This window comes from Streptomyces sp. NPDC005866 (assembly GCF_040629895.1).
GTDB lineage: Bacteria > Actinomycetota > Actinomycetes > Streptomycetales > Streptomycetaceae > Streptomyces.
In genome coordinates this window covers 15,968-34,361 of the sequence record NZ_JBEXWP010000041.1, presented here as the reverse complement: position 1 = coordinate 34,361, position 18,394 = coordinate 15,968, and the positions used below count along the sequence as shown (strand labels likewise).

Genomic DNA, 18,394 nt, shown 5'->3' with positions numbered 1-18,394 from the left:
TCCATACCTTGATCAAATAAGCGGAGATGGCTCCTGACCTGCAACGATGGGACTTGTCTAGGGTCCTGTTGGCTGCACGGGAAGAAGCACTCTCCAGGTGAGCAACCGGTCGGTGCGGACCCGATCTACCGGTTCGCGGCTTCGCGAGAGGCGATCCGGTTCGTGCGACCGACCGCGCGACCCACCGCGTTGCGCACCGCGAGGCCCGGCCGAGTGCGGGGCACCATGAGCCTGGAGAGCAGACCGACGCGTCGCTGCCGCGGGCCTACCTCACGGCGGAGCCGTGACTCGTAGGCGGCGAAGGCGCGAGCGTGATCACCGGGATGGGCGGCGAGCTCTTCTGCGAGGGCGTACGCGCCCGCCATCGCCATGCTGGACCCGTCGCCCAGCAGGGCTGTCGCCGCCGCCGCGTCCCCGAGCAGTACGACCCGTCCGCGGGACCACGAGGGCATCCGGACGGTGGTCAGGGGGTCGAAGAACGGAGCCGGGTGGTCGAGGAACGCCGCCACGAGTTCCGGTGCCCGCCACCGCACGTCGGCGTAGGCGTCGGCCACGGTCTGCTTGTGAAGGGCGATGTTCTTGCGGTCGTGGGGCGCCGGCTGTGCGGCCCGGAAGGTGAAGATCGCGAGCGGGGTGGTCCGCGAGGGGTGGACGACCAGCATCCGGTTCGGCACAGTCAGCATCGTCATCTCGCTCGGGTCCTCGATGGCGTCGGGTTCCAGCGGGACGGTCGCGCCGTACAGGCCCAGGTCGCTCACGAACTGCCGCTCGGGTCCGAATACCAGGCGCCGTACGGTGGAGTGCGTCCCGTCGGCACCGACTACCAAGTCGAAGCGCCGTGGCGCGGACCGCCGGAAGGTGACGTCGACCCCACCTCCGTCCTGGTCGAGAGCGGTGACCGTGTCGTCGAACAAGAACTCGGCCTCGGTCTGCGCCGACCGGTGGAGCACCTCGGACAGATCGGCTCGGGTCACTTCGACCGTCGGCGGCTCGTCCGAGGTGAGCGGGAGTTGCAGGATTCGCCTGCCGCCGGGGTCGAGCAGGGTCAGCGACCGATTGCGGGTGGCGAGCCCGCGGAGCTGCGGGAGGATGCCCATGCGGTCGGCGACCGGGATCGCGGGCCCCTTCACGACGATCGCGCTACCACCGGAGCGCAGCTGACGGGCATGTTCGATGACCGTCGGCCGGTAGCCATTCCGGGAAAGCCAGTACGCGAGTGCGGGCCCTGCAATTCCGGCACCGACTATCAGCACCTCGGGCTTCTTCATGACGATGACCTCTCGGAGTGTCGATGACCAGGTCCGCGGCGAGTGCCGGGGCCGGGTCTCAGGGCGCGACGGCACGGGGCAGCACAACCGGACCAAGGTACGAAACATTTCGTACCTCAGTGGAGCACATCCTTCAGGTACGATTCAAGTCGTACCTGAAGGGGGTGCCGCGTGACCGGGAAGAACCTGGTCGGCCCGGAGGCCGATGCGCTGGATCTGGGTGCGGTGTTTCGCGCCCTCGCCGACGAGCACCGTCGTTCGGTGATGACGGAGTTGGCCTCCGACCGCAGCGACAGCGAGCGGGGCTGCAACTCGTTCAATCTTCCGATCTCGAAGCAGACCCAGACCCACCACTTCCGCGTCCTGCGCGAGGCAGGTCTCATTGACGAGATCGACTACGGCAACCGCAAGGGCATCCGACTACGACGCGCGGACATCGAGAAGAGATTCCCCGGGCTGCTCGCGCTCCTGGAAACAGAGCCCCCGGGCGGTACCGCTCCTCGCTGAGTGTGCGACATCCCGCCAGTTCCTCTGAGCCTTGCTGAGCCCTTGTCCCCGTGGCCAGGGTGTTCTGTCTCCTTGGGATGTTCTTGGAGCTGGTGACGTAACTTCAGGATTCTTGAAGCGTTCTCACTTCGTCCGATCGATCTGTGATCGGGGTGAAGGCGAGGAGGCTCGGGTTGGCACTGGCAGCCGTACGCGATCTGCGCGAGTTCCGCGATCCGGTCTCGGCGGAGGATCTGGAGCAGTTCGAGACCGACGTGCTCGCCGGGTTCGTCCTCGCGCGGGCTTCGGCGGGGCTGGCGGACGGCACCATCCGCGGGGACGTCGGGCACCTGGACCAGATGCGGGCATGGTTCGGCCAGCCGCTGTGGGACATGGAGCCGGCCGACGCCGACGGGTACTTCGGGAAGGTGCTGCGGGGCTCGCCGAGCGGCACCCGGCTGGCTCGCGCGCAGGCGCTGACGACGTACTTCCTGTTCCTGGAACTGCGGCACAAGGTCGAGATCCATCGGATGACCGGTCGGGTCGTCGAGTGCCCGATCGACGAGATGAACCGGCCGCGGGGATCCAAGGACGCCGCCCTGCGGATCCCGCCGACCGAGCCGGAGATCAAGACACTGTTCACCGGCTGGGGCGGCGAGCTGGCGACCTGCCGCAAGTTCGCCCCCACCGCGCGGAACTACACCGCATCGAAGCTGATCTCGCAGGTCGGACTCAGGGTGAGCGAGGCATGCAAACTCGACCTGGCCGACATCAAGTGGGACCTGGGCCGTTTCGGCAAGCTCCATGTGCGCCACGGCAAGGGCGCCCGCGGGTCGGGCCCGCGCGAGCGGATGGTGCCGCTGATCAACGGCGCCGACCGCACGCTGCGGTGGTTCATCGAGGACGTGGGGGGCCAGTTCGACGACGACCACACCCGACCTGGTGCCCCGCTGTTTCCCTCCGAGCGCAAGAACTCCGACGGTTCCTCGCGCCGCGTCGGCGATGACGCCTTGCGCAACGGTCTGGCTGCGGCGGCGGAATCCCATCTCCCTGGCTGGGCCGACACGCTGACGCCGCACGTCCTGCGGCACTTCTGCGCGTCCGAGCTCTACCTCGGCGGGCTTGATCTGCTCGGGATCCAAGCGGTCCTCGGACACTCCTGGATCGCCACCACGATGCGGTACATCCACGTCCAGCAGACCAGGGTCGAGGACGCCTGGGTGACCGGGCAGCAGCGGGCCGCGAAGCGGCTGGAAGGACTGATGGGATGAAGTGGAACCTGCGGCTGACCGCCGCGAACAAGGGGATCTGGAAGGCGTCCGAGCTCCAGCGGAGCCTGGCCGAGCACGGCTTGGCGATCTCGGCCGGGAAGATGTCCGGCCTTTGGTCCGGCCAGCCGGTCTCCCTCAAGCTGGAGGACCTGGACGTGATCTGTGTCGTGCTCGGCTGCGAGATTGGCGATCTGCTGATTCCCGAGCCCGGGCAAGTCAGCCGCCCGGGGCAGCAGGCTGGAGTCCAGGAGGCCACGACCGGCTCGATGGTGGCCCCGGCCGTCGTGCCCAAGCGCCGCGACGGCCGTTCCCTGCCGCCGATGTGACCTGTCACCATTACCATGGGGAAGATCAGCGAGAACAAGCCAGCGGCCTCCTGCTCGGGCTGTTTCGCCTGGGGGCAGCTGCCCGGCCGGTTCTGCCGCGGCTGCTATACCTACGGCCAACTGCACGCCGTCGGCGCGTGCATCGGCTGCCGACGGCAGGTCCCGGTCGGTGACAAGCACGGCTACTGCCGCCTCTGCCGGGCCCAGGCGACGTGGGCGATCAAGGCCAGCGGCAAGGCTTCGGTAATCGAGCCGTACCTGCGGCGGGTGACCTGCCAGCAGCTGTTCTTCGCGAACCTCCAGCGACCCAAGAACGGAGGGCCCCGGATCGGCAAGGCCGGGCGGCGCGTGCTGAAGCCGCCGCCCGTTCCCCGGCTCATCGTCGCCCTGGCCGCCGTTCACGCGGCACGGCCGAAGATGATCCGCACCATGCAGTTGGAGGACGTCGACCTGGGCAACCGGCGCATCACCGTCGGCGGTCACGTCCGCCCGCTCGACGACCTCACCCGCCGTGCTGTCCTGGACTGGCTCGACCACCGCCGCAGCCGCTGGCTGAACACGGCCAACCCCCACCTGCTGATCACCCAGAAGACCGCCGTCGAACTCGGGCCGGCCGGCAAGCTCTGGACCACCCGGGCCACCCGCAACCTCACCGCCACCCTGGAGCGGCTCCGCGTTGACCGTCAGCTCGAAGAGGCCCTCACCCACGGCGCCGACCCGCTCCACCTCGCGCTCGTCTTCGGCATCGACGAGAAAACCGCCATCCGCTACGCGGACTCGGCCCGTCAACTTCTCCAGGCCGACCTCGAAGCCGATCCCGCGTGTTCGCCGCGAACCCACGGGTCAACCCCCGACAATGGCAGTCTCGGACCCTCGGGTTCCCGCTGAAGAAGCTTCAGTTTCCGCGAACTCGCGGGGATCTGGGGGTGTGACCGAGATACGCGCCAAAGGGGCAACAAGATGATCTTGAAGCCCTGAGCTCCCGGCTGTCGGCGTACTGGTCCTGCTCCCCAGCCGGGTACAGACGAACGTGCTCAGTTCGCCGGACGCCACAGAGCCCAGGGCACCCGGTGACCCACGACATCATCGATCTCGACGAGCGCCACCGGATCGACGATCTGGACATCCGCACCCCGGCCGCCGGACAAGGAAACACCCACCGCCGAATCAGACGCCTTCGCGCAGGTACAGGTCGCGCAGCAGGCCGATCTCGCCGCCGTGATGTGTGACCTCTTTCAGAGCGTGCAGCGAAAGCTTCAGATAGGTCTCATCGGCCCAACCGCCCGGTCCCATGCCTATCGGCGCCAGGAGGCGCTTGTCGCCGAGGGCTGCGACACAGGAGATGAAGTGCTCCCAGTCCTCGGCCAGCGCCTGGACGCCTTCTTTTGCGGTGCCCGGCCACTCGTGGCGGTCGCCGAACTCGGGAACGTCCTCGAAGAAGTGGATCACATAGCCGCGCAGGCAGAGGCTGCCGATGTGCCAGATGCGCCAGGCGATCGTCGTGAAGGGGTCTGGTGCCTCCGGACTCGATTCCGGAAACAGCGTGGCGACGCGGAAGACACCGTCGTCGCCAGGGCGGATGCTGATGCAGTCGCTGACCGGCTCCCAGAGGTACTCGGCGTCGGTCAGGCCCTCCAGGCGCTCGAACAGCCGGAATCGAACGTTTTCGAAGATCGCGAGAAGGTCGCGCGTGACGGGGTCGGGCACGATCATGTCAGCCAAGTCAGCTCCAGGGCACGGTGGTTCCGGGGCGGCCGGGATGATCAGGATGGACGGGTCGGTCGGCTCGGTCAACTGCCGCCGCCTCGTAGTGCGTCACCGCGCAGCCCAGCGTTTTCACATGGAAGGGGAGGCGGCGGTGTGGGGTGCGGTGTTGCTACTGGCAGGTCTCGCCGTCCTCGGGGCCGGCGCCCATGAGGCCACGATCCACGGCCGTCGGGATCTGGATGCTCGCCAGCGGCCATTGAGCCTGTTCCTCAGATCAGAGCTCGGACGGCCCCGGCCCCGACCACCGAGAGGCTGGGGACGTTCGTCTGTACCTACCTGGGTACGTTCGGGCGTACGCCAACACCGGCCCCCGTCACCCATTCGGCTCAGTGTCGTTGGTGGTGATGTTGAGCGTCTGCCAGCGGCAGAACACCGGCCGGACCGGGCTCGGCGATCACTACAGTCCAGTCTCATGACGAAGATTACGACGCGTACGGTCGAGTACCCGGCCGACGGTTTGACGATGATCGGGCACCTCGCGCTCCCGGCCGGTGTCGACCGCCGACCCGCGGTGCTGCTCGGACCAGAGGGCATGGGGCTCAGCGACGTCGAGCGCCGCCGGGCCGATGCTCTCGCTGAGCTGGGATATGTAGCGCTGGCCTTCGACCTTCACGGCGGACGCTATTTGGGTGACCCCGAGGAGATGCTGGCCCGTTGCCTGCCACTGCTCGCTGATCCCGACCGGATGCGGGGCATCGGCCATGCGGCGCTCGACGTGTTGCGCACCGAACCGCGGACCGACCCCGACCGGATCGCCGCCGTCGGCTACGGCACCGGGGGCGTCGTCGGGCTGGAACTCGGGCGCGACGGCGTCAGCCTGCGCGCGATCGGGACAGTCAACGCACTGACCACGGGCCGACCGGGCGAGGCGGCGCGCATTCGCTGCCCGGTGTGGGCCGGGGTCGGGTCGGAAGACCCGATCATGCCGCCCGCACAACGGAACGCGTTCACCGCTGAGATGCAGGCTGCGGGCGTCGACTGGCGCCTCGCGGTCTACGGCGGCGCCTTGCACGCCTTCCACCACCCGCCGGTCGACCACCCCGTGGTCCCCGGCGTCGGTTACCACTCACGGCACGCGCAGCGAGCCTGGCGCGATGTCGTCGACCTGCTCGCCGAGTGCCTGCCCGTGACGGAGGATCTGGGGGCATGATCCAGGTAAGCATGCTGGCGCCGGGCCTGGTCGGCGTCGGGCACTGACAGTCCCCTCCCCTCAAGTCCGCACAGCAGAACCGCATTCGGGCGGATGCTCGATCGCGGAGACGCGGTCGCCCGGCACGTCTCGGAGCGCGACCCTTGCCGCCCGCAGTCGCAGGTGAGTCCGAGCGCATCAGGGCCTCAAGACCATCTCGTTGCCCTTTGGCGCGTATCTCGGTCACACCCCTGCTGGAACAGACCGCCGAGACCGGCCCAGCGGGTTGACCACGAACCCACGGGTCCAACCGCCAGAATCAAGGAATCCACCCGTGGGTTCGCGGTGAAGAGCCTTCAGTTTCCGTGAACCCACGGGCCTCTAGGCCCTGGTGTCCTAGCTCAGACACCAGCCGCAAAGTAGGTCGCGGGTAGCCGGATGCGTCCCGTTTCCCGGTCCGGGGCGCCGTCGTTGGTCTGATCGCGTGATCGAGTGATCGAGGCCAGAGGGGCGGGCGTGCGGCAAGAGTGGTCGCCAGAGGAGCTGTTGGCGAACTGGACGCTGGTAGACGGCGACTGGGACCTGGTGGCAAACAAGAGCGGGGCGACCCGGCTCGGCTTCAGCCTGTTGCTGAAGTTCTTCGAGCTGGAAGGCCGGTTCCCTGATGTGCTGGAAGAGGTCCCGCCGGTCGCGGTGGAGTACGTCGCCGATCTGGTGAAGGTCCCGGCCACCGACTTCACGGAGTACACGCTGGTCGGCCATTACCTTCACGACGGTGAAGGCCCCGGCAGCCCGCATTACCGCCGGTGTCACCGTCGAGGTCAGCTGCCGACGGGGTACCGGCTGGTGATCGCGACGCGGTTGAAGGCGTTCATCACGGTTGCCAGCCAGGCGATTGCCGAGACCTGGTCTGTGGTGAGTATGGCCGCGGCGGCGTTGTAGTCCTCGTCGCTGACGTGTCCGTCCGGCACGCGTGTGATCGCCTCGGTCAGGCGGAGGGCGGCGCGGTCGGTCTCGGAGAAGTAGCCGGTCTCTTCCCATCCAGGCAGCACGGCGATCCGGTCGGGGTTTTCGCCCTTCTTGAGGGCGTCGCGGGTGTGCATGCGCAGGCAGAACGCGCAGCCGTTGATCTGGGAGGTGCGGATCTTCAGCAGCTCGACCAGGAGTGGGTCAAGGCCCGCTGCGGCGGCGGTCTCTTCTACCTCCGACGACAGGGCGATGAGGGCCTTGTAGGCGGCCGGGTTCTGCTTGCCGATGTTGACGCGCTGGATGTCGGTCATGGTTCCTTCGATTTGTTCGTGTGGCCCTGCGTCGCGCTTCGGGCGCGTCTTGGTGGCCGGTGGGGTGTGTTCCGGCAAGGGCCGAGTTCGTGGGGAGCGTTGCTGCCCGCTGCGTGCCCCGGGCTACGCTCTCGGGTCGTCGACCTTGAGCTTGTCTCCGGTATTGGAGACGAAGATGACCAGGAGCTTGGCCCGTTCGGTCCGGCTGGTGTTCTCGGCGAGGACGTGGTGGGCGCCTGGCTGCTCGACCCAGTTCTCGCCCTGGTAGTAGGTGGTCACGGGCTTGCCGTCGAGCTTGCTGCGCACGGTGCCTTCGAGGACGTAGGCGTAGACGAATGCCTGGCCGTGCCGGTGCGGCACGGCGCGTGCGCTGGGCGGGAAGTCGACGACCGCAGAGGTGAACGTCTTGCCCTTCACGTTCGGCAGGGCCTGCTGGAGCAGGGGGGTCAGGGTTTCGGTGGGGTGCTTCGATGCCGCGGTGGCGGTCGGCGTCTTGGTGTGGGTGGGCTGGGCCGAGGCGGTACAGCCGGTGGCCCCAGCCAGCGTGGCGACGGCCAGGAGGCCGCCGGCGATCCGCATGGTGATCACGAGGGGTCTCCTGTTCAGTCTTCGGTGATGCGGATGATCGTCTTACCGGGGGTGCGCGGGGCGGGGGCGAATGCGGCGGGTGCTTCGGCGAGTGGCCGCACGGCGCCGACGATCGGCTTGAGCCGTCCGTCCCTCAGCCGCGTAGCGAGGTCGATGAGCCGGGCACGGTCGGGTTCGACCACGAAGAAGACGGCCCGCCCGTCCTTGGGCTGGACCTTGGGCGGCATGGCGATGGTGACGAGCGCGCCACCGGCCCGGACCAGGGTGGCCGAGCGGTCGAGGATGTCGCCGCCGATCACGTCGAACACGACGTCGGCCTCGCCGGCGTCCTCCAGCTTCTCGGTCTGCAGGTCCAGGAAGGTGTCGACGCCCAGGGCGAGTGCCCTGTCCCGGTCGGAAGCCCGGCCGGTGCCGATGACGCGGGCGCCGGCCTCGCGGGCGAGCTGTACCGCGATCGAGCCGACGCCGCCCGCGGCACCGTGGATCAGGACGGTCTGGCCGGTGGTAAGGCGGCCGTGGTCGAACAGGCCCTGCCAGGCGGTCAGCCCGGAGATCGGCAGTGCGGCGGCCAGGGTGTGGTCGATGTCCGCCGGCAGCGGCGCGAGGTTGCGAGCTTCCACCGCGGCGTACTCGGCGAGCGAGCCGTTGCGGGTCCAGTCAGCCAGGCCGAACACCCGCTGGCCGACACTCAGGCCGGTGGTGCCGTACCCCAGCTCTACGACGACACCCGACAACTCGTGCCCGGGCACGCTTGGCGTCCGGTCACGGCCTGCGCGATCGGCCCACGTGCCCGGCCAGTCCAGCTCGCCAGGGGTGAAGCCCGCCGCGTGCACCCGCACGATGACGTCGTTCTCGGCCGCATGGGGGTAGGGCATGTCCGTCAGGGACAGCCCGGCAAGACCGGCGTCACGGTCTCGAACAGTGATGGCTTGCATACAGGTCCTTACTGGGAGGGGCGACTCGAGCGCGCAGCCCGTTCACACACAGGGCTCATAGCGGCTCGTCATCGGGAAGATGCAGCAGGTGGATGTATGCCGTTCCGCATGATCGATTTCACCTGCTCGCGCATTCCTTCGTCGCCCGTTTTGCGTTCTCATCAGGGAGACGAGGTAGCCCCTCCGGGTGTGACAGCTCAGACGCGCAGGAGTTTGTCGGGATTGATGACCCTGCGGTACGCGGTGATCAGACCGTCTGTGATCTGGACCGTGTCGACGGAGTAGACCCGGCCTTCGCGGTAGAACACCAGGGCGAGCTCGCCGCCGACCTCGGCGAAGTCGATGCGGTCCGGGTGCCACTGGCGCCCCACACGCACCATGACCTCGGCGACGCGCTCGCCGCCGCGGATGAGCTTGCGTGCCGCGGAGACCTTGCCGCCGCCGTCGGTGACGTAGACGGCGTCCGGGTGTAGGAGCCTGACCAAGCCGGCCAGGTCCCCGGCCTCGTATGCGGAGCGGAAAACCGCGAGGACGCGTTCGCGTTCCGCCTTCGACGCCTGCGGCATGGACTGCTTCGTCTTGGCCACCCGCCGTCGCGCCCGAGAGGCCAGCTGCCGGGCACCCGGCACGGAGACGTCCAGCACTTCGGCGATCTGGCCGAACTCAAGACCGAAGACATCGTGCAGGACGAAAGCCACCCGCTCCGGCGGGGACAGCTCCTCCATGATCAGCAGCATCGCCGAACCGACGGACTCATCGACGAGTACCGGCTGCGACGCGTCCGGCCCCGTCAGCAGCGGCTCAGGCAGCCATGGCCCGACATAGGTCTCCCGACGGACCCGGGCACTCTTGAGAATGTCGTACGACCGCCGCGCGGCCACCGTCACCAGCCAGGCCCGCAAATCACCGATGCCCTGCAGATCCGCTCCGGCCGCCCGCAGCCACACATCCTGGGTCACGTCCTCGGCATCGGCCACACTCCCCAGCAGCCGGTAGGCCACACCGAAAACCGCGGGCCGGTGCCTCTCCCATCCGGCTCCGAGCGAGTCCTCCTGCTCAGACCGTCCGGGCCCGTGCCCGTCACCCATACAGATCGCAACCTCCTCCAGCTTGCGGATCCAGCGTAGCCATCCGAACTCGGGATCTTCGCAGACAGCTCCGCCAGCCCGCACGCTCGGACCGATGACGTAGGGCGGTGTTTCATAGGTGGTCACCTGTGAAACACGTGATCGTCCGACAGTCCACCTTCAGTGTGCCGACCCCTGCCGTACGCAAACCGGGGTCGATCTGGACCGAGCTGCCCCGGCCCGTGAGCGCTGGCACCGAGCCGGTCGGGCACGTCCGCCTCGGCTATGCCCGCGCCTCGACCGCCCGGCAGTCCCTCGACGCGCAGCTCGACTCCCTCGCCGAGACCGGGGTGACGCGCGTCTTCTCGGAGAAGATCTCCACCCGCGCCACCCGGCGCCCCGAGCTGGAGGCCGCCGTGAAACTCGCCGGGGAGATCCGCTCCTCCGGCGTCGCCGTGACCCTCGTCGTCCACGAGCACAAGCGGCTCGGCCGCGGCATCGAGCTGGCCATGCTCGCCGAAGAACTGAAGGCCAGCGACGTCGGCCTGGAGTTTCTCACCGGCGAGCTGAAGGGCTCACACGACCCTTCCGGGATCGTGTTCACGGTGCTCGCCGCGATGTCCGGTATGGAGCGCGAGTACATCCGCGACCGTACCCTCGAAGGCCACGAGTCCGCCCGCAAGCGCGGCAAGACCATTGGCGGCGCGGGCGTCACCGACCACGGGTGGGGAGTACTGGAAAGACAAGGCTCTGCCGAGCGTGTTCAAGCACGAGCTACTGAAGCGCTATTTGCCTCAGTTCGGCGGCATGACAGGGTCTCAGTCGCAAGACAAGCGCGTGGTCTATCTGGACGGGTACGCAGGTGAGGGCCGCTACGAGAACGGCGAGCCCGCTTCGGCGGAGATTGCCCTGCGGGTCGCCTCCCACTTCCGCGCCCGGCACGGGATCACCGTGGAGTGCTTCTTTACGGAGGCACAGCAGAAGTCGTTCGAGCGGTTGAACAAGGTCGTCGAGCACTACCGGGCCAGCAGGGTGCTGGCGCATGCCCGCCGCGGTGAAGTCGACGCAGTTCTCGACAGCGTGGTTCAGCGGGCTGCGCGCGCGCCGCTGTTCCTCTTCCTGGACCCGTGCGGGCTGGTTCTGCCTCAGCGTCGGCTCGTGGATGTGCTGGCCCGGCAGCGGCCGGAGAAGAAGCCACCGACCGAGTTGCTGATGAACTTCAGCATGATGGCCGTGTGGCGCCTGGGTGGTCACGTCCGCTCCCCGAACGGCAACGAGAGGTCGCTGCAGCGCTTCGACGATGTGTGTGGCGGCACCTGGTGGCGTAAGTACTTCGCCGAAGCCGCTGCCCCACCGCGAAAGAGGGTGCCGCTGAGGACGCCATCGAGGCCGTGGCAGCCGAGTACTCCCGTCTGCTTGCCCAGCGCACCGGCATGTTCGTGCAGTCGGTACCGGTCTCCCACGATGCGCACAAACGCGCTGTCTACCGGCTGGTCTTCGCCACCCGCAGTCAGTACGGCCTGTGGGTGTTCGGCGACTCGGTCGCCCGGGCCCGCGACGAGTGGTGGAAGACGCTGGACGCGCGCGAGGAGAGCGAGGGGAAGCTAGCGCTGTGGCCCATGCGTCCGGACCCGAAGGAGGTCGCACTCGGGGCGATTCCCAAGATCGCGGACAACCTGGAGAACCTTCTGCTGCGCAGCCGACGGCCGGTCAAGCTCGTGGACCACACGCTGGAGATCTTCGGGGACTTCTATGGGCAGGTGACCGAGCCGGCAGTGCGCAAAGCGGTACAGCGCCTGCACGAGCAGGGCAAGACGCCGAGCGACGGTGCGGGCGTGAAGAGGACCCGGGAGATCACGGTCCATCCCAGGAGTGCCGCCGCATGACGAGCCGGGTCCGGGCAGCGCTCTGCCCGGACCTGCTCACACGGCCACCGGCAGCGGCATCTGGTCCCAGGTACGGCCGTCCAGTTCGCGGCCGCCTGTCTTCGGCGTGCGGCCGCCCCACTGCTTGAAGAAGAACGCCACCTGCGCCTGCTGGCAGGTATCACGGATCTGGGTCACCCATGCTTCATCCAGCGGCCGATGCCCCGGCCCCGATTCGCCTCCCGCGATGACCCAGTCGATCGCTGTCAGTTCCAAGCCGTCCAAGGGACCCAGCAGCGGCTCACACGACAAGAATTTCACCGCCGCCGGCACCTGCCGCAGGTCGTCCACGCGCGGCAGTTCCTTCGCGCTCTCCACCGAGACGCCCATCCACAGGTTCGCCGGCCACTCCAGGCGGTCGGCTACCTGCCGCAGGCGCCGCGCCCGTTTGGTCAGGACCTGGTAGGTGTGCTGCGGAGTGTCCGCGATCACGTCGAAGACGCGGCGTACATAGTCGAGCGGCACCCTGGCATGAAACAGGTCGCTCATCGAGTTCAGGAACACGGTGCGCGGGCTCTTCCATCCGTACGGCACCGTCAGCGCGTCTGGGTGCACCGTCAGCCCGAAACCGGGCCCGGACGTCCGCGGGTCGCCGTCGGCCTGGTACTTCGGCGAGCCCATCGCCTTCAAGCGCTTCGCCAGCGTCAACGCGTAACAGTTATCGCAGCCTTCGGAAACGCGGTCACATCCCGTGGTCGGGTTCCACGTCGCCTCAGTCCACTCAATCGAACTGCGATCACCCACGGCCGGCCCTCCATCTCCTCGAACCGAGCCTGTCCACCCGTGCCGCTGGGGCTTGTCGTGCCCAACGAGACGGCTCACGACCGGTACCGGCATCCAACCACTCGGCTTCCACGCGGCTCCCGCCACCCCTTTCTTCGAACGGGTGTACCCATCCTGTGAGGTGTTCTGCCCGCTGTAAAGGCGTCGTCACGCGGCGAATCCGATGTTGGTGACGTATTCGTACTGGCCCCACTGGGAGCCGAGGTCGGCGACCTGGTCGATCCAGGCGTCGTCCAGCTCCTGCTCGTCGCCGGCCACCCACGCGGCGACGATCCGGTCCCACCGCCGTACGTTCAGCGTCCGGAACTCCACGGGCCGCTGGCGCGGTCGGGAGACCTGTGACTGGTTGAGCGGGTGGAACTCCACGCGGGTGCCGCGGCCCTCGCGGTTGAGGCGGGCGAGGAGGTAGCGGGCGACGTTCTCGCGCCGGACGGTGCGGTAGGCCTGCTCGATCCGTTCCAGGTTCTGGCGGGAGGGCTGGCGGGTGCCGGCGAGCCAGGCCCGGATGGTGCGGTCTGTCGCGGTGAGGCCCGCCTTGCGGGCGGCGGCGCGGGCGTGGTCGCTGCGGGTGAGGTAGTGCAGGCGGGCGAGCAGGCCTCGCCGGGTGGTGATCGGGGTGGTGATGTAGCCGGCGAGGGCGTCGAGCTGGCGGGCGACGGCCTGGTGGCCCTTGATGCCGCGGGCGCCGTACTTGCCGAAGTCGATGTTCCGCTCGGGCATGTCAGGCCTCTTCCGGTGCGGTGGGGTCGGCGCTGGTGACGGTGTAGACGTCCTTGACCTTCACGTCGGTCACGCCGCGCCCTTCGGGGAAGATGGCGCGCCAGTCGCCGATGACGTGCAGTTCGTCGGTGCCCATGGCGCGGACCACCATGAGGCCTTCGTCGTAGGCGCGGTGGGCCTTCCACCACAGGTTGGCGAAGGCCTGCGAGCGGATCAGGTGCATCCAGTCGCTGCGGTAGAGCTCGCGGTTGTAGTTGGACTCGCCCATGGTCGAGACCAGTTTGGAGTACATGGCCTTGACGTACTCCAGCGTCACCTCGTCGCCGTCGGCGATCGCCGTGTCCCGGGCGCCTTTCAGTGTGATCCGGAACTTCTCCAGCAGGCCCTCCGTGGCCCCCGACGTCCAGGACTCGTGAATCACCGGAGGGTCGCACAGCCGGTACTTCGGGCCGGAGATCCGCAGGAGCAGGCGCAGGGTCGGCTCCGTCACCCACAGCGGGCCGGGTTCGTCCCGGCTGCCGATCGGGTTGGGCAGCACTTGGTCGTGGTCCCAGTCGGGCGGGGTGATCAGGTGGATGCCGGCGCGGCGCCGGTCGTGCTCGCCGCCGGTGGAGTGCTCCAGCTGACCGAGCGGCAGATGCGTCTTCAGCGCGCTCAAGTATGCCCCGTTGATGTCCAGCGCGGTCACTTCGTGCTCGCCGGCCGGGAGTTCGGGCCGGGTCCACTTCGGGCGGGCCTCCCAGACCTGGTCGGCGCCCTTCGCGGTCTGCTTGCGCAGTACGTCGGGCAGCCACGGGTGGGCAACCACGTCGTAGCGGCCGCCCTTGCGGGACTGGTCCAGCAGGGCCATCGCGTCCGGGATCGCCCGCTTCACCAGGGCCGCCGTGGCGTCGGCGACGTCTCCGCCGTGTTCGGCGAGCGCGGCCGCGACCGCCGAGGTGATCTGCCCGGCGAGCGGGTCCGGGTCGTCGGCGGGCCGTACCCGGCGCCCGGCCGCAACGACCTTCACCCCCTGCCGCCCCTGCGGGGCCTGCCGCGCCCTGCCGGCGCGGCCACGACCATCCGCTGCCTCAGCCGGAACGGCCGTCGGCGCGGGCTGCGGCTGCGGCTGCGGCTGCGGCTGCGGCTGCGGCTGCGGCTGCGGCTGCGGCTGCGGCTGCGGCTGCGGCTGCGGGGCCAGTGGTACGGCGGTGCACTCCGCGGGGTCCAGATGCTGCGGGAATCCGGCGACCTGATGGCGGGCCGGCTGCCCGCACAGCACGCACGGCTGCGGTACGACCAGTTCGTCCTGATCGCCGTCGCCGGCGTCCTGGCCCGCCGTCCGCCCTGCATCCGCGACACCCTCGTCCTCGGGTTCGTCGGCAGGGGCTTGCCCGGCCGTCTCGGCGGCCAGTTTGGCCTTGGCTCCCTCGAGGAAGTAGGCGTACTTCGATCTCGTCTCGCCGCTCGGGTCCCGCCCGGACTCCCAGCCCCCGACCGTGGAGGGGCTCACCCCCAGCGCCTGAGCAAGCTGGGTACGCGAGAGGTTCAGCTCCTCACGCAGAATGCGCCGCTCCCCGGCGGGCGGCAGCGGGACCTCCTTTCCAGCCCCGGCAAGGAGTGCGTCGATCGCGCCGAAGTCCGTCATCACACCCCTCCCCCGGCAGCCGCAGGACGCCGGGTGCCGGCCTGGTGGCCGGAGGCGCGGCGGCGTGCGGCGGGCAGCGCCTCGGTGGCTCGGGTGGGGCCCGCCAGGAGGTCCAGGACGTCGATGCCGTAGTGCGCGGCGACCGCCTCGCAGTCCGCCAACGTCCAGGCCGCAGCGCCACGCTGACGACGGCTCACCTGAGCCTGACTCACCCCCAGGACAGCCCCCAGCGCGGACTGCGATTCGCCGGTCGCATACAGGAGCGCCGCCACCGACGATCTCATCCGCTCCTCGAGACCCATACTCATAGAGCCAATCTTACCAGTTATCTCTCATCTTCTATTCGCTTAACGCATTATTGATCACGGGGTTGACTCAACCCGGTGCCGAGTAATCGCGCAAAGCTTCGGCATGACCAGCCCTCGGGCGGCCGCTCGTCATAGCCGCTCACAGGGGCAGCAGGAGGGACAGGAAAGCCGGTCGGTCGCGGAGCCGGGAAGAGCCCGCCGGGGCGCCGCGAGAACAGGCCGCCACCGCGACCGCCGCTTTGCTTGATCCGCTCGGTATCCGTTGCGAAAGCGCCCGCCCAGGACGGCGGACACGAGACCGTGGTGGGATGACCCATCACCCCGGCGTGCTGCGGACCGCTCCCCTACAGGGAGAAACGACCTCGTCGCTGATTTGCCGCCTCGCGAGCCGCTACGGGATGGAAGCGAAGGTGTTGCGCTCCTGCTGGCACTGGCGCAACTACCAGCCCGGGCACGGTGGCGGGGGTGCCCGGGCCGACGCCGAGGTGCTGCTGAACGCAGCCGGACGGCAGCTGCTGGCAGGCCTGTGCGGCGTCAGGGAAGACGTGCTGGCGCGGGCCTTGCCGTCCTGGGAACAGCAAGACGCCAAGCTGACCGCCGAAAAGGACGGAGTGCCGGCGGCAGTGGCGCATCGGCGGCGCGGTCGCCGGGCCGGTGGCATTCGGCTGCCGCCTGTGCACCGCCCGGCGTACGGGGACGGTCGTACGGGTGGTGCAGTACGCGCCGCTCTGGTCCCGGGTGTGCGTCCGGCACGGGCGGTGGCTCCTGGACGCGGACGCCGACCAGCCCCTCGAGCATCTGGACGTGCGGCAGCTGCCGGAGGTGACCGCTGCGCAGCAGCGGTGGACCGGGGTGGCGCGGCGGGCGGTGCGGGCCGGAGCCGAGCCGAGCCGGAGAGGGTGTTCGCACTGGCGCACGCGGTGGTGGCCCGCTGGTGGGAGCAGGCCCTGTACCGGGAGCAGGAGGAGATCTGGCCGCGCCGTCTGCACCAGCTGGCGGGCGGCAGCGTGGGGTCACAGCTTGAGTGGTGGCGGACCGTAGGCCGGGACGCTGCGGTCTTCCCGGAGGTGACGGCCGTGGCGCAGGCGCTGCTGGAGCCAGCGATGGCCGAACTGGCCTGGCGGGCAAGCGGCGGGATGCAGCCTCGGGCGCGGGGCGCCGACGACCCGTTCCGCCGCCGGCTGGGCGAGCGGGTGGGCCGCACTGGCTGGGATCCGAGCTCGCGGCCGCCCACGGAAACCCGCTGAACGACGATGCCGCACCCGGCTGCGCGGCTGATGAGTTCAGCGAGTCACTCGGCCGCGCGCCTGCCGTCCTTCGGTAAGCAGGGTGCTGCCCCTATCGCGTTCACGACCAGGTGCCTCCATCAGAGCCAGCTGCCGGGCCCTAGCCTCGTAGTGCCTTGCGTTGACAGGACCGCAAGGCTCGGGTGGCCTCGGCACTCCGCTCACTGTGCCGGGAGCCGCCCCTCCACGTGATCTCAGAATCTGTGTGGCCAGAAGAACGAGTCAGGGATACGAACGGCGGGCGGCCGCCGGGGCACGACGACGCCGATGGCGTCTTCGGCGGCCAGCAAGGCCTGTTCGTGGCCGCCGCTGCCAAAGTGATGAGCAGTGCACTTTCTGCAGGCGTCCGTCCGGCAGTGCGCATCGGGGCTGCCGTTGAGGCCCCGTACATGGACAAAGGCGTGTTCGGGGTCAGCGACCGGGCAGTTGAGCGTGTGGCCGCAGCGACCGGTCTGTCGGCGGATGAGGCGACGCCGGTCACCCGCCATATGGCTTGCCGGCGCCAGGGTTCCCGCCACCTGCTGGTTACCCCGCCAATCCGTCGGGGCTCACAGTGGAGGGCATCCAATCGCAGCTCGTTCAGGGAGATCACGATGCACGGCAGCACGACGCGCAGACCGCCGTTCGACCCGGAACTCGCTCCCGTCATCGCCGCGGCGCGCGAGGCCCAGCCCCCGCTGTCGGACGAAGCCCTGGCGAAGGTCCGGCAGATGACGGCGGAGCTGTCCAGCGACATGGCGCCGACGGATCTGACGGCGGGCGGCAGGGTGAAAGTGGAGGAACGGCAGATCCCGGGGCCCGAGGGCGCCCCGGAGATCACCCTCCTCATTCTCAGGCCGGTCGAGGACCACGGCCCCAAGGCAGCCCTCTACCACGTCCACGGTGGCGGAATGATCATGGGAGACCGCTACCTGAGCGTCGCCGGGCTGCTGCCGTACGTCGCCGAGGGTAGCGCCGTCGTGGTGTCCGTCGAATACCGTCTGGCCCCGGAGCACCCCGATCCGGCGCCGGTCGAGGACTGCTATGCCGGTCTGGTGTGGACCGCGAAGCACGCGGCTGAGCTCGGCATCGACCCGATGCGGCTGATCATCATCGGCGTGAGCGCCGGCGGCGGTCTCGCGGCCGGCACCGCACTGATCGCCCGCGATCGCGCCTTCCCCGAACTGAGTCATCAGGTGCTGGTCTGCCCGATGCTCGATGACCGCTTCCAGACACACAGCAGCCAGATGCTGGACGGCGAAGGCATGTGGGACCGCAACAGCAACCACTACGGCTGGACCGCCCTGCTCGGTGAGCGCCGTGGCGGTCCGGACGTGTCACCGTACGCGGCTCCCGCCCGCGCCGAGGACCTCAGCGGTCTGCCGCGCACCTACATCGACACCGGCTCGGTCGAGGTGTTCCGCGACGAGATCCTCACGTACGCGGGACGGCTGTCGGATGCGGGGGTGAGCGTGGACCTGCACATGTGGGGCGGCGCTTGCCACGGCTTCGACGCGCTGGTCGCCCATGCCGCGGTGTCGAGGGCCTCCGTCAGCGCCCGCGAGGAGTTCATCCGGCGAACCGTCGAGGTCTGAGGGCACGCCAGGACGGTCGGCCTGCGGTGCCTGTCCGACCTGACCTGCGCGGCG

21 protein-coding genes and 1 pseudogene are annotated in these 18,394 nt (G+C 69.0%); 11 read left to right on the top strand and 11 right to left on the bottom strand.

Annotated elements, in window-relative coordinates:
- Positions 1-125: 125 nt before the first annotated feature.
- Entirely contained in the window at positions 126-1,268 is a 1,143-nt protein-coding gene (locus ABZ396_RS38455) for an FAD-dependent monooxygenase (RefSeq protein ID WP_358923744.1), read from the bottom strand.
- A 171-nt stretch (positions 1,269-1,439) separates the two neighbouring features.
- Between ABZ396_RS38455 and ABZ396_RS38450 the strand changes: the two genes are divergently transcribed.
- The 4 genes from ABZ396_RS38450 to ABZ396_RS38435 all read left to right on the top strand — a co-directional run bounded on the left by ABZ396_RS38450 (position 1,440) and on the right by ABZ396_RS38435 (position 4,239).
- Positions 1,440-1,775, top strand: coding sequence for a winged helix-turn-helix domain-containing protein (locus ABZ396_RS38450; protein ID WP_358923742.1), 336 nt, complete (start codon positions 1,440-1,442; stop codon positions 1,773-1,775).
- Between the two features lie 173 nt (positions 1,776-1,948).
- A complete protein-coding gene (locus ABZ396_RS38445) occupies positions 1,949-3,025 on the top strand; it encodes a site-specific integrase (protein ID WP_358923741.1) in 1,077 nt (358 codons plus the stop codon).
- Entirely contained in the window at positions 3,022-3,351 is a 330-nt protein-coding gene (locus ABZ396_RS38440) for a helix-turn-helix transcriptional regulator (RefSeq protein ID WP_358923740.1), read from the top strand. Before ABZ396_RS38445 ends, ABZ396_RS38440 begins: the two co-directional genes overlap by 4 nt.
- Before the next feature lie 15 nt (positions 3,352-3,366).
- On the top strand, positions 3,367-4,239 hold the full coding sequence (locus tag ABZ396_RS38435; protein ID WP_358923739.1) for a hypothetical protein: 873 nt from the start codon (positions 3,367-3,369) through the stop codon (positions 4,237-4,239).
- Positions 4,240-4,385: 146 nt separating this feature from the next.
- Here the strand turns inward: ABZ396_RS38435 and ABZ396_RS38430 are convergent, their stop codons facing one another.
- The gene (locus tag ABZ396_RS38430; protein ID WP_358923738.1) at positions 4,386-4,511 is read right to left on the bottom strand and encodes a hypothetical protein; all 126 of its coding nucleotides are present in this window, start codon (positions 4,509-4,511) and stop codon (positions 4,386-4,388) included.
- A 7-nt stretch (positions 4,512-4,518) separates the two neighbouring features.
- Positions 4,519-5,064, bottom strand: a complete 546-nt coding sequence (locus ABZ396_RS38425; RefSeq protein ID WP_358923787.1) for a DinB family protein — start codon at positions 5,062-5,064, stop codon at positions 4,519-4,521.
- Between the two features lie 466 nt (positions 5,065-5,530).
- Here ABZ396_RS38425 and ABZ396_RS38420 point away from each other — a divergent pair, with 466 nt between their 5' ends.
- Positions 5,531-6,268: a dienelactone hydrolase family protein gene (locus tag ABZ396_RS38420; protein ID WP_358923737.1), complete on the top strand. Its 738-nt coding sequence runs from the start codon at positions 5,531-5,533 to the stop codon at positions 6,266-6,268.
- A 471-nt stretch (positions 6,269-6,739) separates the two neighbouring features.
- Positions 6,740-6,982, top strand: a pseudogene (locus tag ABZ396_RS38415) (DUF4158 domain-containing protein); the annotation flags it as partial.
- An 86-nt stretch (positions 6,983-7,068) separates the two neighbouring features.
- On the opposite strand, the gene ABZ396_RS38410 reads toward ABZ396_RS38415, so the two are convergent.
- The 4 genes from ABZ396_RS38410 to sigJ form a co-directional block, all read right to left on the bottom strand.
- Complete coding sequence (locus tag ABZ396_RS38410) at positions 7,069-7,527, bottom strand: carboxymuconolactone decarboxylase family protein (protein WP_358923736.1); 459 nt, start codon at positions 7,525-7,527, stop codon at positions 7,069-7,071.
- Positions 7,528-7,650: 123 nt separating this feature from the next.
- The gene (locus ABZ396_RS38405; RefSeq protein ID WP_358923785.1) at positions 7,651-8,106 is read right to left on the bottom strand and encodes a cupin domain-containing protein; all 456 of its coding nucleotides are present in this window, start codon (positions 8,104-8,106) and stop codon (positions 7,651-7,653) included.
- Between the two features lie 23 nt (positions 8,107-8,129).
- Positions 8,130-9,050 (bottom strand): NADP-dependent oxidoreductase, encoded by a 921-nt coding sequence (locus ABZ396_RS38400; protein WP_358923735.1) that lies wholly within the window; start codon positions 9,048-9,050, stop codon positions 8,130-8,132.
- Between the two features lie 197 nt (positions 9,051-9,247).
- Positions 9,248-10,138, bottom strand: coding sequence for an RNA polymerase sigma factor SigJ (sigJ, locus tag ABZ396_RS38395; RefSeq protein ID WP_358923733.1), 891 nt, complete (start codon positions 10,136-10,138; stop codon positions 9,248-9,250).
- A gap of 221 nt (positions 10,139-10,359) precedes the next feature.
- On the opposite strand from sigJ, the gene ABZ396_RS38390 reads away from it, so the two are divergent.
- From ABZ396_RS38390 to ABZ396_RS38380, 3 genes are read left to right on the top strand one after another with little or no spacing between them, the layout of a single operon-like run.
- Positions 10,360-10,983, top strand: a complete 624-nt coding sequence (locus tag ABZ396_RS38390) for a recombinase family protein (RefSeq protein WP_358923731.1) — start codon at positions 10,360-10,362, stop codon at positions 10,981-10,983.
- The gene (tcmP, locus tag ABZ396_RS38385; RefSeq protein WP_358923784.1) at positions 10,925-11,725 is read left to right on the top strand and encodes a three-Cys-motif partner protein TcmP; all 801 of its coding nucleotides are present in this window, start codon (positions 10,925-10,927) and stop codon (positions 11,723-11,725) included. Before ABZ396_RS38390 ends, tcmP begins: the two co-directional genes overlap by 59 nt.
- On the top strand, positions 11,644-12,003 hold the full coding sequence (locus tag ABZ396_RS38380) for a hypothetical protein (RefSeq protein ID WP_358923729.1): 360 nt from the start codon (positions 11,644-11,646) through the stop codon (positions 12,001-12,003). Before tcmP ends, ABZ396_RS38380 begins: the two co-directional genes overlap by 82 nt.
- Positions 12,004-12,039: 36 nt before the next feature.
- On the opposite strand, the gene ABZ396_RS38375 is transcribed toward ABZ396_RS38380, so the two are convergent.
- The 4 genes from ABZ396_RS38375 to ABZ396_RS38360 form a co-directional block, all read right to left on the bottom strand.
- Positions 12,040-12,786, bottom strand: a complete 747-nt coding sequence (locus ABZ396_RS38375) for a phage Gp37/Gp68 family protein (RefSeq protein WP_358923727.1) — start codon at positions 12,784-12,786, stop codon at positions 12,040-12,042.
- A gap of 186 nt (positions 12,787-12,972) precedes the next feature.
- Positions 12,973-13,545, bottom strand: a complete 573-nt coding sequence (locus tag ABZ396_RS38370) for a transcriptional regulator (RefSeq protein WP_358923725.1) — start codon at positions 13,543-13,545, stop codon at positions 12,973-12,975.
- 1 nt (position 13,546) lies between these two features.
- The gene (locus tag ABZ396_RS38365; RefSeq protein WP_359186910.1) at positions 13,547-15,172 is read right to left on the bottom strand and encodes a helix-turn-helix transcriptional regulator; all 1,626 of its coding nucleotides are present in this window, start codon (positions 15,170-15,172) and stop codon (positions 13,547-13,549) included.
- Positions 15,172-15,480 carry a helix-turn-helix domain-containing protein gene (locus tag ABZ396_RS38360; RefSeq protein WP_358923721.1) on the bottom strand — a complete coding sequence of 103 codons (309 nt, stop codon included), beginning with the start codon at positions 15,478-15,480 and terminating at the stop codon, positions 15,172-15,174. The genes ABZ396_RS38365 and ABZ396_RS38360 overlap by 1 nt, the downstream gene beginning before the upstream one ends.
- Before the next feature lie 899 nt (positions 15,481-16,379).
- On the opposite strand from ABZ396_RS38360, the gene ABZ396_RS38355 reads away from it, so the two are divergent.
- Together ABZ396_RS38355 and ABZ396_RS38350 are read left to right on the top strand one after the other, a co-directional pair.
- On the top strand, positions 16,380-16,727 hold the full coding sequence (locus ABZ396_RS38355) for a hypothetical protein (protein ID WP_358923720.1): 348 nt from the start codon (positions 16,380-16,382) through the stop codon (positions 16,725-16,727).
- A gap of 632 nt (positions 16,728-17,359) precedes the next feature.
- On the top strand, positions 17,360-18,340 hold the full coding sequence (locus tag ABZ396_RS38350) for an alpha/beta hydrolase (RefSeq protein ID WP_358923718.1): 981 nt from the start codon (positions 17,360-17,362) through the stop codon (positions 18,338-18,340).
- Positions 18,341-18,394 lie beyond the last annotated feature (54 nt).